Here is a 12,514-nt window from a genome sequence, read left to right as displayed (position 1 = left end):
TCGTGCGTCAAAAGTGAAATAGTGTGATAGAGCGAGAAAAACGAAGAAAACATTAATTTATTGAGGGAGGGATTGACATATGGCAACAGAAACGAAAGTGCAAGAACAATCGGACGCGCAAGCTGTGGAAGATCGGGTTACATTGGGCATTACGGGAATGACCTGCGCAGCGTGCGCGACGCGAGTTGAGAAAAACCTTTCCAAACTCGAAGGCGTTAAACAGGCGGCGGTCAACCTGGCGTCGGAAAAAGCGACCGTTACGTTCGATCCGAACAAAGTGTCGCTTGACCAACTGATCGAAAAAGTTGAAAAGACAGGATATGGCGTCCGCGAAGAAAAGGCGACGCTCTCGATAAGCGGGATGACCTGCGCCGCTTGCTCAACACGGGTGGAAAAGGCTCTTAAAAAAGTGGACGGCGTATTGAACGCTAACGTCAACTTGGCAAGCGAAAAGGCAACCGTTGAGTACATTCCCGGAAAAACCGATATCGATCGACTGATTGCCGCCGTTCAAAAAGCGGGCTATCAAGCGAAAACTGATCAGGAAATCAATGCGGACACCGAACGCGAAGCCCGGCAACGGGAATACCAGGCGCAAAAGCGGATGTTCACTCTTGGTGCGGTGCTGTCTTCCTTTTTCCTTATTCAGATGGTATCCGATTTTGCGATGGCTTACGCGCCCGGTTTGGCTCTCAGTTTTCACCTACACCCGTACGTCCAACTCCTGTTAGCATCGGTGGTACAGTTTTACGTTGGGGGGCGTTTTTACAAAGGGGCGTATAAAGCGCTCCGCGGAGGAAGCGCCAATATGGACGTTTTGGTTTCCTTGGGAACTTCGGCAGCGTACTTCTACAGTTTGGTCGCCGTTTTGACAGGCAATTGGCATCACCTCTATTTCGAAGCCGCTGCGATCATCATTACCCTGATCCTCCTCGGAAAAATGTTGGAGGCTCGGGCGAAGGGACAGACGTCCGAGGCGATCAAAAAGCTCATGGGCTTGCAGGCGAAAACCGCCCGGGTAATTCGCGACGGACAAGAAGTGGACATTCCGATTGAAGACGTCACAGTGGGGGACATTATATTCGTGCGCGCCGGAGAGAAAATCCCGGTCGACGGCGAAGTCATCGAAGGAAGCAGTACCGTGGACGAATCGATGCTCACTGGCGAAAGCATGCCCGTCTCGAAAAATGTGGGTGATTCGGTCATTGGAGCCACGATCAACAAACACGGTTCCTTCAAATTTAGAGCCACCAAAGTCGGGAAAGACACCGCGTTGGCGCAAATCATCAAGCTTGTAGAAGAAGCGCAGGGATCGAAAGCTCCGATCCAGCGTCTCGCCGATACGATTGCTGGGATCTTCGTGCCGATTGTCATAGGGATCGCCCTTCTGACCTTTGCAATCACGTATTTCTTAGTCGGTTTTACTCCCGCGTTAATCAGCGCGGTCGCAGTGTTGGTCATCGCTTGCCCTTGCGCGTTGGGGTTGGCGACTCCGACGGCTGTGATGGTAGGAACCGGGAAGGGCGCGGAAAACGGAATTCTCATCAAGGGAGCCGAGCATCTTGAAAGCGCGCATCGGGTGACGACCGTTGTGCTTGACAAAACGGGTACGATCACCAAAGGGGAACCGGAAGTTACCGACATTGTAACCGTGGGCAAACATTCCGAAAATGAACTTCTCCAATTGGCTGCCACGGCTGAACGCGGTTCCGAACATCCTTTGGGTGAAGCGATCGTGAACGGAGCGAAAGAAAGAGGATTGGAATTAGGAGAAGTTTCCCGATTCAATGCGATTCCGGGTCACGGTATCGAAGTCGAAGTCAACGGAAAGAAAATCTTAATTGGGAACAAAAAACTGATGCGTGAAAACAATGTCGCCATCGATAAGTTGATAAATCGCATGGAGGAATTGGAGGGCCAAGGAAAAACCGCCATGTTGATGGCGATCGATGGTCAACTTGAAGGAATTGTGGCGGTAGCGGATACTGTGAAGGAAACTTCCGCCAAAGCCATTCGCCAGTTGAAAGACTTGGGCATTGAAGTGATTATGATTACCGGCGACAACCAACGAACGGCGGAAGCGATCGCAAAACAGGTGGGCGTCGACCGTGTATTGGCGGAGGTATTGCCCGAGGACAAAGCGTCTGAAGTGGAGAAATTGAAAAAAGAAGGTAAGATCGTCGTGATGGTGGGGGACGGAATCAACGACGCTCCGGCTTTGGTTGCCGCCCATATCGGAATCGCAATTGGTACAGGTACAGACGTGGCGATTGAAGCAGCGGACGTTACGTTGATGCGAGGAGATTTGATGGGAATTGTCGATACCATCAGACTTTCGAAGTCGACAATGCGAAAGATACGGCAGAACTTGTTCTGGGCTTTCGCGTATAACATTGTTCTAATCCCAGTTGCGGCGTTCGGTCTTCTGAATCCAATGCTCGCTGGAGCGGCGATGGCTTTCAGTTCCGTGTCTGTAGTAACCAATACCTTGTTCTTGCGCCGATGGAAACCGGTTCGAGTGTGATTAGGACTAAAGCTACCTGGTTTTATAATCCAGGTAGCTTTTTTAAGAAAGGAATGGAACGAGTTTAGGATAATAGCAGTTAACGGATTCATTTAGCTATAACTGATGGGATCGAAAGGAGGGACGTGATGGTTCACCGTCATCGAAATTACAATTGAGTCTGAAAGAGAACCTCAGTCATACATGACTGGAACGACGATCGGGTTATCGTCAAAAATCAACAACCGGAAGTGGTCTTAACATTTGATGACGGTCCGACGCGTTATCTTCCCGAGTTACTGACCCTTTTAAAAAAGGAAAACGTACAAGCGGTATTTTTTTGGCAGACGAGTTTGGTTGATGTCAAGAAACCTTGGATACAGGTGTTGGATGAAGGTCACTTGATCGGAAGTCACGGACACTCTCATCGGATACTAACGAAGCTTTCTTATGAGGAACAATTGCGAGAGATCCATCTGTCGAAAGAAAAACTGGAATCGTTAACCGGCAAAAGCATTAGCTGGTTTCGTCCGGCGTATGGTCTATACAACGAAGATACGATCAAGATCGCTCAAAGGTTAAATTTAGAAGTCGTTTTATGGCAAATAGCAAGTTGGGATTGGATGCATAAAAAAGACGAAATAGAAATTCTAGATAATGTATTGGAAAATGTGGCTCCTGGAGATATCGTGTTACTTCACGAATTGCCGCAAACCCTAAAAATTCTTCCGGACTTAATCCAGGGAATACGAGCAATGGGAATGAAATTTTCCCTACCTCACACTCAGTTGAGTTTGGAGCACTATCAGTTTCCAATGCCGAGCAAAGAATAAAATAAGCATTTGAAGGTGGCTAACTACCCCGATTCTTGGTGTGGGGTAGTTTCCATATAGGCAGAAAATCAAGGGTGCCAGATAGTTAAGACAAAGAATCAAAAAATGGAAAAAGGGGAAATTTAAATTTAGACAACTCATTTTGAATGGAGACCATGTCACAAAGTCACAGTTTATTTAATATTGACGGTAAGGACGTGACAAAATATGGATGAGCTTCTGTACCTATTGGCTCTTGTGGTTGGAATTGTAGGCTCTTTTGCGTTTTGGCGGTACGGAAGGAGCAGAAAAAGGGCTGTTGTTCGTGCCATACAAAAAGAACGTGAAAAATAATTACATATGGGGATTAAAAGTAATACAAAATCAAAAAAACCAACAGGAGTTAAGAAGTCAATGGCAAATACATCTATCGAGATCTATAGCACCCCCACTTGACCGGATTGTAAGGCAGCGAAAGAGTTTCTTTCGAAGCACAATATGACATATACAGAACATGATATTCAAGAACAACCAAATAAAGCGGACGAATTAATGAAACTTACAGGGAAGATGATTGTTCCTACGCTTGTAATTGGAGAAAAAGTTTTTATTGGCTTTGCGGCGAACCGAGATGAAATTGAAAAATTACTCCTCACTTAGTTGAATCTCTGAATATCACTTACTATCCCGTACTCTCGGGATAGTTTTTTTGTATTGGGGGAAATTTTCCTGACGAATTGCACGCTTTCATAACAAATTCTTCACATTTATGTGTTATTGTTTCACAAGGAATTCAAACGATTGTCAACATTTAACACGCTAGATGTATTGAATATGCTCCGAAACGCATATAAAATGTAGGATATTAAGTTTGTTAAAATATGATTTATTTTGTGAGAATTTATCAAGCGAATTTTTTACATGTAAGGCGGGTGAAATACTTGTTACCGAGTGAGCGTCAACGGAGAATTAAAGAGTTGATTCGGGATAGAGGCAATCTCAGGATCTCCGAGTTAAGTGAATTGCTCGGAGTATCCGAGATGACGGTTCACCGAGACATAAAACCTTTGGTAGAAGAAGGATTTATTATTAAAACCTTCGGCGGCATCACACTTGTTCGGGAAGAGCCGGGTAAAGTTTTGGACGATAACGATTGCGTTTTTTGCAGTCGAAGGATCGACCAAAGGCTTGCGTACAGACTGATTTTGCCGAATAACAGAGTGGAGTCGGCTTGTTGCGCTCATTGCGGGTTGCTGCGCCACCAGCAATTGGGTGATCAAGTGATTCAAGCAATTTGTTTCGACTTCTTTTCCAATACAACCATCAGTTCCTCTTCGGCTTGGTTTGTCGTAGACACCGCAATCGATATTGGTTGCTGCCAACCGCAAATACTCACTTTTGCGAGAAAGGATTATGCGGAAGGCGTTGTCAAAGGCTTCGGAGGTTGCGTGCTTTCGTTTGACAAAGCGATAGAGAGTGTTAACGGTAATATGCGAAGCGAGCGGGAGGGTTGCTGTACGAAACAGGGACAAGCTCAGTAAAATCAGGGATAAAAATATGACAGGTGGGTGGCATATGAAAAAAATTGTTCCGATAGCTTTATCGCTCGCTTGGGTAGTAGGACTAGGAGTTCAGTTATTTGGGAGCGCGAACGGACAACCTTCTGCAAATACACAGATCAACTCCTTGTTGAATCAAAACGAATCTTCCGAAATCAGAAAGGCACCCGAGTTCGCGTTGAAAGATCTCAACGGCAAGGATGTAAAGTTCAGCGATTCCAACGGGAAAGTTCGATTGGTTTATTTCTTCTACGCGTCGTGCGATGACGTTTGTCCGATAACCACAAAACAAATGGAAGACGTGCAAGAGAAATTGAAGGAGAAAGGGATTTTTGGAAAAGATGTTCAGTTCGTTTCCATCACCGTCGATCCAAAGCGTGACACGGAAAACGTGCTGAAAGCTTACGCGAACAAATTTAATGCCGATCCAAGCGGATGGACGTTCTTGCGCGGAGACGAGAAGGAAACGCAACAAATCGCAGACAAGTTTGGCGGACACGTCGAAAAAGATACCGATGGGAAATTCCTGCATTCCGACCGCCTTTTTTTGGTCGATCGCAATGGCAGTGTGGTTAAGCAGTACGTAAAAGCCGAGACGCAAGAAATATTGAAAGACATAATCAAACTTGCAAAAGAGTGATCCAGATGAATCAATACTTGCGAAAACACTGGTTTAACTTTGTGGCTGCCGCATTGATTATAACAGTTATAGCGGGGATTGGATATTGGCTGTGGTGGGGAGCAACTCGGCTCCCCTTTGTTTCCCGCGCTCCGGAATTTACGCTGACGAACGTTGAAGGTAAGCCAGTTCATTTTTCTGAACTAAACGGGAAAATCCGGTTGGTAAACTTCTTTTACGCAAATTGCCCGGATGTGTGTCCGTTGACCACTTCGTACATGGCAAACGTACAAGAAAACCTGAAACGAAAGGGTATTTTCGGAAAAGACGCGGTGTTTGTTTCGATCAGTTTTGACGAAAAGCGGGACACGCCGCTAGTGATCGAGGCTTACGCGAACGCCCACGGAGCGGATCGGAGCGGCTGGATGTTCCTTCGCGGAAACAACGAAGCCACGAAAGAAATTGCCGACAAATTTGGAGTTACTGTGGAAGCAAATGAAGAAAGCGCTCTTCATAAGAATAAAGTTCTTTTAGTGGATCGCGATAACAATATTAGACGAGTGTACAATGTCGGTCTTAACAACGAGTCGAAGCATATCGTTGCGGAAATCACCAAGGACATTGCTCGTCTCTCTTCTGACGAATAGTCTTACCAGTTAAGTTTTACCGAGAAGCAGGAAGATTAGAGGAGACTATCTCCCGCTATCGATTGAGGTGGCCAATTGAAACGAGAGGGGATTGTCGAATGAGACAAATAGGGACCATCGGATTATTGAATAAACAAATCAGTAGAATCTTCCGGATTGTTTGTTTATTACTGTTATTCACCGCTCAGTTGACATACGCTCACGCGGGTCATGGGGACGCTTTGGTAATCGCTGATGTTAAACCTGGTTCGGACCAACGTGCTTTTGCTGGGGACCAGTTTACGATGAAGGTTTCTTTGTTTGATTTCGCGGCTGTAAAAGCGAAAGAACAGGGAAAAACTTTGTCAAGTCCCGAAGTGATTGTAACTTTAACAAACCGCGAGAAAACCATAAACGTAAAACCTCAACCCGTAGGGGAAGGGGATTACCGGGCTGAAATCATCTTACCGAAAAGCGGCGATTGGAAACTTAGCGTGACGGCACAACGTCCAGAAGATAAGGAAACCGCAAAGTTCGAAGATCAGCTCCATGTGAAATCGGAGATTGAAAAAATTGCTCCCTTATGGGTTTGGATTGCGATTCCAACAATCATTGTCGCAGGAATCTTAGGATATTTTCTCAAACGAATGAAGCGCGTTTGAATCGATACCCAAAGATTAGCCGACTACCGGGGGAGTTTAACGGAGGTTAAGAAGGAAATTGCCTCTGAATCCGAAATGACATAAAGTGTCGGAAAATATTTTTTGAACCTCTCATTGTACATCACAAATTCTTCACAATTAGTGGCTATAATACTCTATTAGAAAAGCGAGGGGGATTAGGCCAATTTGGAATCGGTATTGGTCTACTTGCACGTTTGGCTTAGTTCCTTGGCTCAGACGGTGGCGAAACCCGTTGTCGACCTTGCCCTTCACCTGAATGTTTTCGGTGTAACGGCGTTTTTGTTGGGGATTGTCGGAGCCACGGCTCCATGTCAGCTCACTTCGAATTCAAGCGCGATTGCACTTGTCACAAGCTCCATCGACAGGAAATCGGCTTGGTCGCGTACGGCTTTTTTCGTGTTGGGCAAGGCTGTTGTCTACGTCGCGTTAGGAACGACGGCGATTCTTATCGGAACGACGATCGAAGACATACCGTTTTTCGGAAACAATCTGTTTCAGATGGTATTGGGACCGACACTCATGATCGTCGGTTTCGTATTGCTTGGCTTAATCCCCGTGCGAATGAATTTTTTATCCGTCGTTCATGAAAAAGCGAAGAATTGGATATCGTTAAAAAACAGCGCCTTAGGTTTGGGCTAACGATGGGTTTTCTTTTCTGCCCCACGCTGTTTTGGCTATTTTTTGGCGTTGTTGTACCGAAAAGTGGTACAAGTTCCACAAGGTTCTTCGACCCAGTGTTTTTTGCGGTAGGAACGACCATTCCGCTTTTACTATACACGTTGTTTTTATCGACCGGAACCGCATTGCTCACCAAAGTGATAGATCGAACTTGGTCCGTTCACAGGGTGTCGAAAGTTCTATCGGGAACCATGTTTTTGCTGTCAGGCATTTATGAAACCATCAGCTATTGGCTGATTTAAAAAAGGGGGAGTTTCCTGTGTTCACGATTATCGTTGCTTTGCTATCCGGAATCCTGATGACCGGGTATCCGATGGTACTCACGTACCGTTACAAGGACAAATTGACATGCATGGCAGGGATGATGATCGCGATGACGGCTGCCATGATGTCGAGTCTTTTGATCGGTACCGTTTTCGGCACGTTTACGCAAGGTCAATTGTTGATGCCGACCGTGGTATCTATTTTGATCGGAATGGCGGTCGGGTATTACACGGGCAAGCCTGTAAGTCTGATGGCTGCCATGGACGGCATGATGTCCGGTATCATGGGCGGCATGATGGGCGCGATGCTTGGCGTGATGGTGGTCTACCAGTCGCCCACAATCATGATCGGATTCGTCAACTTGATTTTCATCGTCGTCATGTCGCTTTTGGTCAAACTAATTCAGGAAGAAGCCAGAGTCATCGAAAAGAAGAAAGATACCTCGGCACAAGAGGCAACAGGCAACAGTTTGTCACGTCTTAAATGGCTGGTGCTGCCTGTCGTTCTTGTTTTGCTTTTTGTGATGATGAAAACTCCAGGTATCGGAAGCTCGTCTTTGAAAAACGTCTCCTCGGGACCTGCTGGGGCAACGACTACGGAATCTGTGGCTTCCAACTCGGGTTCAACTGCTTCGAATATACAAGCCAAACAAAAGAACGGATACCAAGAAGTCGACATCAAGGTCGGTACAAACGGATACACTCCCGACGAAATTAAGTTGAAAGCGGGCGTTCCGACGAAGCTTAACTTTCAGAAGGACTATAGAGGCGGATGCTTGTCCTATTTGATCATGCCGGACTTCAATATCCAGCAAGCCTTGAAGCAGGGAACAACGACAGTCGAGATCACCCCGAGTAAACCAGGAAAATACGTCTTCACTTGCGGCATGGGAATGTACGGAGGATATATAACCGTGGAATCCTAAAATTGATTTCAATTCATGGTCTTTCACGAAATCAAATAAGAAGTGGAATGCAGCGTAAGAAGCCCTCGTCCGGAGGGCTTTTTCGTTTATATGGGCGTATCCATTACGAGACATTGCGAATAAGATGCCTAGAGACGAAGGCAAAGAAGTTTTAGACTTACCGCTTCAGAAAGGGTGAAAAAATGTTCCCGTACCGGTTCATCCCTTATCCACTTTACCCCCACACACATACGAATCGTAACGCAAAACCGAGGCAACACCAAAGCGATTATCAGGAGGCAAGCCCCATTCATGAACACGTATTGCCCTCTCCCTACACATTCGAAAAGGTTAATTCGGAAATCTCCCGACGTGAAGATTGGGCATTACGCAGACAAAAGGAATTGCCGAATAACCGCCGATTATTCGTTCTGACCTGTATGGATGAACGTGTACCTATTGAAAAAGCATTGGGGGTGCAAGTTGGCGATGCTCACATTTATCGAAACGCAGGAGGCGTTGTGACTGACGATGTGATCCGATCGGCGGCTTTGTCATGTAATTTCTTTGGTTCACACGAGATCATTGTAGTAACTCATACAGAATGCGGAATGATGAGTCATTTCTTCCATACTGACCCGGATATGATTCTAAAGTATTTGGAATTTCATTTGGGTCGAAAAATCGATCCTGCAACAGTACCCCTTGATCCTTCGTTGCCAGAACTTGAGTTAAAAGGTGACCTGTACAACTCATTTGTGAAATGGATTCGAATGTTCGATGATACAGACAAAGCATGTTTGGCACAGGTGGAACTGTTACGAAACCACCCGTTAATTCGTAAGGATGTAGTCATTCATGGATATGTGTATGAAGTGGAATCAGGTACCTTACGCTTTCCATATCATCGAGTTGCGGATAAGGTGGATACGGCTGAAGAAATGTTTGCGAAAGGTGTATGGAGCAATAGATAGCAGCTTGAGGGCTTACTTGGAAGCAAGTAAGTCTTTTTTCTTCACATTTTTATCAAATTTCTTTGTTACGATTCCTTTATGTATTTACATTGTATCGAATATGGGGGGTATTCAGACGTGTGGATCGAGTGGTATCAGTGGATTTCGCAATTCTTTAACTCCCTCGGGCAGCCGATATACGAACTGTCGAGAGGCGTCAACATCCCGGTTTTGGTCGCGTTGATTTTGGGGTTGGCGGGCGCGACGGCTCCCTGCCAGATTTCGACCAACGTCGGGGCTTTGGCGTACGTGTCCCGATATGTTGGCAATGGTGAGGCGACATTCAATCAGGCACTCGGCTTTGTTGCAGGTAAGATTTTCGCCTATTCGTTGATAGGGGGAACCGTCATCTTTCTCGGAACGCGAATGGAAGTGGTTTCTGAACACCTAATTCCCGTCATCGAAGTGATACGAAAAGGGATGGGACCGATTTTTCTTGTTTCGGGGCTCGTAATGATCGGCGTGTTCAGATTCAGGAAAACAATAGGCGAAGGCATCAAGGACAAGCTTTTAAGAATCGTTCCAAAACAAGGAGTATGGGGAGCCTTCTTTTTAGGAAATGTGATTTCGCTCGCTTTTTGCCCCACTCTGTTCTTGCTTTTCTTCGGTATGTTGGTTCCGTTGGGCATTCGATCGACGGGGGGAATTGCGTTTCCCGCGGTGTTCGCGGTCGGAACAGCACTTCCGCTTCTTCTCTTGTCGTTTCTGCTGGCAACGGGAAGTGACGCGTTAAAGAAGAAGTTCGTGAAAAACTCGGGCAAAATCAATCGGGTGGTTGCAAAAATCGTTGCCGTGATTTTCATATTGCTTGGAATCAACGACACGCTTCTGTATTGGACTTTTTAAGAAACGGGGTTTCGGAGCGGGATGAAACGAATATTAATCGTCGAAGACGAGCGAAAACTTGCCGAAGTTATGAAAGCGTATTTGGAGCGGGAAGGGTATGAAGTGGATCTTGCAAACAGTGGTGAAGAAGGGATTTGCCGCCACGAACAGAATCCATACCACCTAATTTTATTGGATCGCATGCTTCCCGGAATTTCGGGTGACGAAACTTGCAAACGAATTAAATCGTTGTCGAGTGCAGGTATCATTATGATCAGCGCCAAATCGTCCGACCAGGATAAAATTGAAGCCTTCCATCTTGGAGCGGATGACTACATTGTAAAACCGTTCTCCCCAAAAGAATTGGTGGCAAGAGTCGTAGAGCTTTTTGGGAAGCCCTAAAGATACCCGTTTTTCACGAAAATTTTTAACAGCTATTTTGGTATTCTTCCCGCACGTACATTGATTTTTGAAAAAGGAGTGTAAACAATGCGAGTCATTTTATTTGAGCTTTGGGGCTACCCAATTCGATCTTATGGATTGGTTGTGGCACTGGCAATTTTGATCGGGATTGGTGTGGTTTTGTATTTCGCAAAACAGGAAGGCAAAGACCGGGAACGAGTTTTGAACTTGTGCATCTGGGCTGTCGTTGGCGGATTAGTTGGCGCACGCGTATGGGAGGTTCTGTTTTTCAACGGCAGCTATTATCTGCAACATCCCTCCGACATTGTGGCGGTGTGGAAGGGTGGGATGTCAATCCAAGGAGGACTTGTAGGTGGTATAGCAACAGCTGTCTGGTACATTAGAAAATTCGGCTGGAAGTTTTGGGAGACGGCTGATCTGTTTGCCCCTGGAATGATCGTGGGGCAGGCGGTTGGACGAATTGCCTGTCTTTTAAACGGTGATGCTTTTGGTTCGCCGACAGGGAGTACTTTCGGTATTGTTTACCCGCCCGGTACCGTCGCTTACGATCGATATGGGGATCAGCCGTTATACCCCGCGGAAATCTGGGAAGGACAGTGGAATCTTATTGTATTTGCCCTTTTATTGGTGATAAAAAATAGGAAACTCCCACAAGGTGTTCTCTTCTTGTCTTATGTATCGTTATATTCGGTAGGACGATTTTCGCTCGAATTTTTAAGAGGGGATACACCCCACTACTTGTTCGGATGGACAGCTGCGCAATGGACGAGCGTAGGTGCTGGTTTAGTCACAACGGCTCTATTGTTCCTGACCAAAAGGGGGCGAACCCGAAACACAGCTAGTTTTGAATTGGATTCCAATCGTCAAACGGATGCCAAATAGGAGTATACAAACCCACGCAGAGTAAAGATTCCCATCGCAAAGACCCGGATACGTACCGGTTTTTTGCAGTCACTAAATAACAGGAACAATTCTCAAAAAGAAAAAGGCGGTGAGGAAGTCCTACGCCCGCCCTACGATTAAAATTTTTAAGCAGCCATTCTCCGGCATTCGTCCGCGCATCTCCGGCACGCTTCCGCACATCTTTGGCAATGAGCGTCCTGGAATTTCGCGCATTCGGTGGCGCAAGCGTCGCAGATTGTTGCGCAAATGCCGCAAATTTGCTTCGCGAACTCACTATTGCGAGACATATACTGCGAAGCTAGAGCACAAATGTCGGCCGAATCCCGGCAAAGTTGAATGCAACGCGTCCTAGCCTGGACATCCGCTTCATTGAAACACGCCGTGTAACATTCTTCACATGCTTGCAGACACGCGTTACAAGCGTCGATACAAGCTTGCATCGCGGAAGTAGCCATAACAGCTGTAGGCATGGAGACTCCTCCTTTTTTGTTTTTACTCTCCGGTTCAATTCCCGAACCTAAATATATCGTTTGCAAATATCCCACTTGAATATGCTGGAATAACTTTCTTCAGGGAGACCAGGATGAATAATAACCTCAAAATAGTCCATAATATAATTGCTATTTGACTATAGGAGCTATTCCTGTAATGAATTAAAACGCAGTTTGCAAAAAGAAAAGCGCCTCCTGTATGCTGGGTCTC

15 protein-coding genes and 1 pseudogene are annotated in these 12,514 nt (G+C 46.0%); 15 read left to right on the top strand and 1 reads right to left on the bottom strand.

Translation table 11 applies throughout. The features are described from left to right. Window positions 1–79 precede the first annotated feature (79 nt). The 15 genes and pseudogenes from ACFO8Q_RS19785 (at window position 80) to lgt (ending at window position 11,791) form a co-directional block, all read left to right on the top strand. Window positions 80–2,524, top strand: a complete 2,445-nt coding sequence (locus ACFO8Q_RS19785; RefSeq protein ID WP_380028306.1) for a heavy metal translocating P-type ATPase — start codon at window positions 80–82, stop codon at window positions 2,522–2,524. 179 nt (window positions 2,525–2,703) lie between these two features. Next, window positions 2,704–3,336: a polysaccharide deacetylase family protein gene (locus ACFO8Q_RS19780; protein ID WP_380028308.1), complete on the top strand. Its 633-nt coding sequence runs from the start codon at window positions 2,704–2,706 to the stop codon at window positions 3,334–3,336. A 207-nt stretch (window positions 3,337–3,543) separates the two neighbouring features. Beyond that, complete coding sequence (locus ACFO8Q_RS19775) at window positions 3,544–3,669, top strand: hypothetical protein (RefSeq protein WP_380028304.1); 126 nt, start codon at window positions 3,544–3,546, stop codon at window positions 3,667–3,669. A gap of 114 nt (window positions 3,670–3,783) precedes the next feature. Further along, window positions 3,784–3,975, top strand: a pseudogene (locus tag ACFO8Q_RS19770) (glutaredoxin family protein); the annotation flags it as partial. 281 nt (window positions 3,976–4,256) lie between these two features. Further along, window positions 4,257–4,856, top strand: a complete 600-nt coding sequence (locus tag ACFO8Q_RS19765) for a DeoR family transcriptional regulator (RefSeq protein ID WP_380028302.1) — start codon at window positions 4,257–4,259, stop codon at window positions 4,854–4,856. A 34-nt stretch (window positions 4,857–4,890) separates the two neighbouring features. Beyond that, the gene (locus tag ACFO8Q_RS19760) at window positions 4,891–5,514 is read left to right on the top strand and encodes an SCO family protein (RefSeq protein WP_380028300.1); all 624 of its coding nucleotides are present in this window, start codon (window positions 4,891–4,893) and stop codon (window positions 5,512–5,514) included. Between the two features lie 5 nt (window positions 5,515–5,519). Continuing rightward, complete coding sequence (locus tag ACFO8Q_RS19755; protein ID WP_380028298.1) at window positions 5,520–6,140, top strand: SCO family protein; 621 nt, start codon at window positions 5,520–5,522, stop codon at window positions 6,138–6,140. A gap of 98 nt (window positions 6,141–6,238) precedes the next feature. After that, window positions 6,239–6,781, top strand: coding sequence for a hypothetical protein (locus ACFO8Q_RS19750; RefSeq protein ID WP_380028296.1), 543 nt, complete (start codon window positions 6,239–6,241; stop codon window positions 6,779–6,781). 186 nt (window positions 6,782–6,967) lie between these two features. Beyond that, window positions 6,968–7,441 (top strand): urease accessory protein UreH domain-containing protein, encoded by a 474-nt coding sequence (locus ACFO8Q_RS19745; RefSeq protein WP_380028294.1) that lies wholly within the window; start codon window positions 6,968–6,970, stop codon window positions 7,439–7,441. A 2-nt stretch (window positions 7,442–7,443) separates the two neighbouring features. Further along, window positions 7,444–7,722 (top strand): hypothetical protein, encoded by a 279-nt coding sequence (locus ACFO8Q_RS19740; RefSeq protein ID WP_380028292.1) that lies wholly within the window; start codon window positions 7,444–7,446, stop codon window positions 7,720–7,722. A gap of 17 nt (window positions 7,723–7,739) precedes the next feature. Then, entirely contained in the window at window positions 7,740–8,669 is a 930-nt protein-coding gene (locus ACFO8Q_RS19735) for a cupredoxin domain-containing protein (protein ID WP_380028290.1), read from the top strand. Window positions 8,670–8,851: 182 nt separating this feature from the next. Continuing rightward, entirely contained in the window at window positions 8,852–9,622 is a 771-nt protein-coding gene (locus ACFO8Q_RS19730) for a beta-class carbonic anhydrase (protein WP_380028288.1), read from the top strand. Between the two features lie 117 nt (window positions 9,623–9,739). Further along, window positions 9,740–10,507, top strand: a complete 768-nt coding sequence (locus ACFO8Q_RS19725; RefSeq protein ID WP_380028286.1) for an urease accessory protein UreH domain-containing protein — start codon at window positions 9,740–9,742, stop codon at window positions 10,505–10,507. A gap of 21 nt (window positions 10,508–10,528) precedes the next feature. Beyond that, window positions 10,529–10,888 carry a response regulator transcription factor gene (locus ACFO8Q_RS19720; RefSeq protein WP_380028284.1) on the top strand — a complete coding sequence of 120 codons (360 nt, stop codon included), beginning with the start codon at window positions 10,529–10,531 and terminating at the stop codon, window positions 10,886–10,888. Window positions 10,889–10,975: 87 nt separating this feature from the next. After that, complete coding sequence (gene lgt / locus ACFO8Q_RS19715) at window positions 10,976–11,791, top strand: prolipoprotein diacylglyceryl transferase (RefSeq protein WP_380028282.1); 816 nt, start codon at window positions 10,976–10,978, stop codon at window positions 11,789–11,791. A gap of 146 nt (window positions 11,792–11,937) precedes the next feature. Here lgt and ACFO8Q_RS19710 read toward each other — a convergent pair whose 3' ends face one another. After that, entirely contained in the window at window positions 11,938–12,282 is a 345-nt protein-coding gene (locus ACFO8Q_RS19710) for a four-helix bundle copper-binding protein (protein ID WP_380028280.1), read from the bottom strand. Between the last annotated feature and the right edge of the window lie 232 nt (window positions 12,283–12,514).

This window comes from Effusibacillus consociatus, from assembly GCF_042652925.1.
GTDB classification, from domain to species: Bacteria; Bacillota; Bacilli; order Tumebacillales; family Effusibacillaceae; genus Effusibacillus; species Effusibacillus consociatus.
This window is presented reverse-complemented; position numbering and strand designations above follow the sequence as displayed.

Excerpts from the sequence above, each read along its gene's own strand:
- ACFO8Q_RS19785 (WP_380028306.1), top strand. The coding sequence starts at position 80 with ATGGCAACAGAAACGAAAGTGCAAGAACAATCGGACGCGCAAGCTGTG.
- ACFO8Q_RS19775 (WP_380028304.1), top strand. The coding sequence starts at position 3,544 with ATGGATGAGCTTCTGTACCTATTGGCTCTTGTGGTTGGAATTGTAGGC.
- ACFO8Q_RS19760 (WP_380028300.1), top strand. The coding sequence starts at position 4,891 with ATGAAAAAAATTGTTCCGATAGCTTTATCGCTCGCTTGGGTAGTAGGA.
- ACFO8Q_RS19755 (WP_380028298.1), top strand. The coding sequence starts at position 5,520 with ATGAATCAATACTTGCGAAAACACTGGTTTAACTTTGTGGCTGCCGCA.
- ACFO8Q_RS19750 (WP_380028296.1), top strand. The coding sequence starts at position 6,239 with ATGAGACAAATAGGGACCATCGGATTATTGAATAAACAAATCAGTAGA.
- ACFO8Q_RS19740 (WP_380028292.1), top strand. The coding sequence starts at position 7,444 with ATGGGTTTTCTTTTCTGCCCCACGCTGTTTTGGCTATTTTTTGGCGTT.
- ACFO8Q_RS19730 (WP_380028288.1), top strand. The coding sequence starts at position 8,852 with ATGTTCCCGTACCGGTTCATCCCTTATCCACTTTACCCCCACACACAT.
- ACFO8Q_RS19720 (WP_380028284.1), top strand. The coding sequence starts at position 10,529 with ATGAAACGAATATTAATCGTCGAAGACGAGCGAAAACTTGCCGAAGTT.
- lgt (WP_380028282.1), top strand. The coding sequence starts at position 10,976 with ATGCGAGTCATTTTATTTGAGCTTTGGGGCTACCCAATTCGATCTTAT.
- ACFO8Q_RS19710 (WP_380028280.1), bottom strand. The coding sequence starts at position 12,282 with ATGCCTACAGCTGTTATGGCTACTTCCGCGATGCAAGCTTGTATCGAC.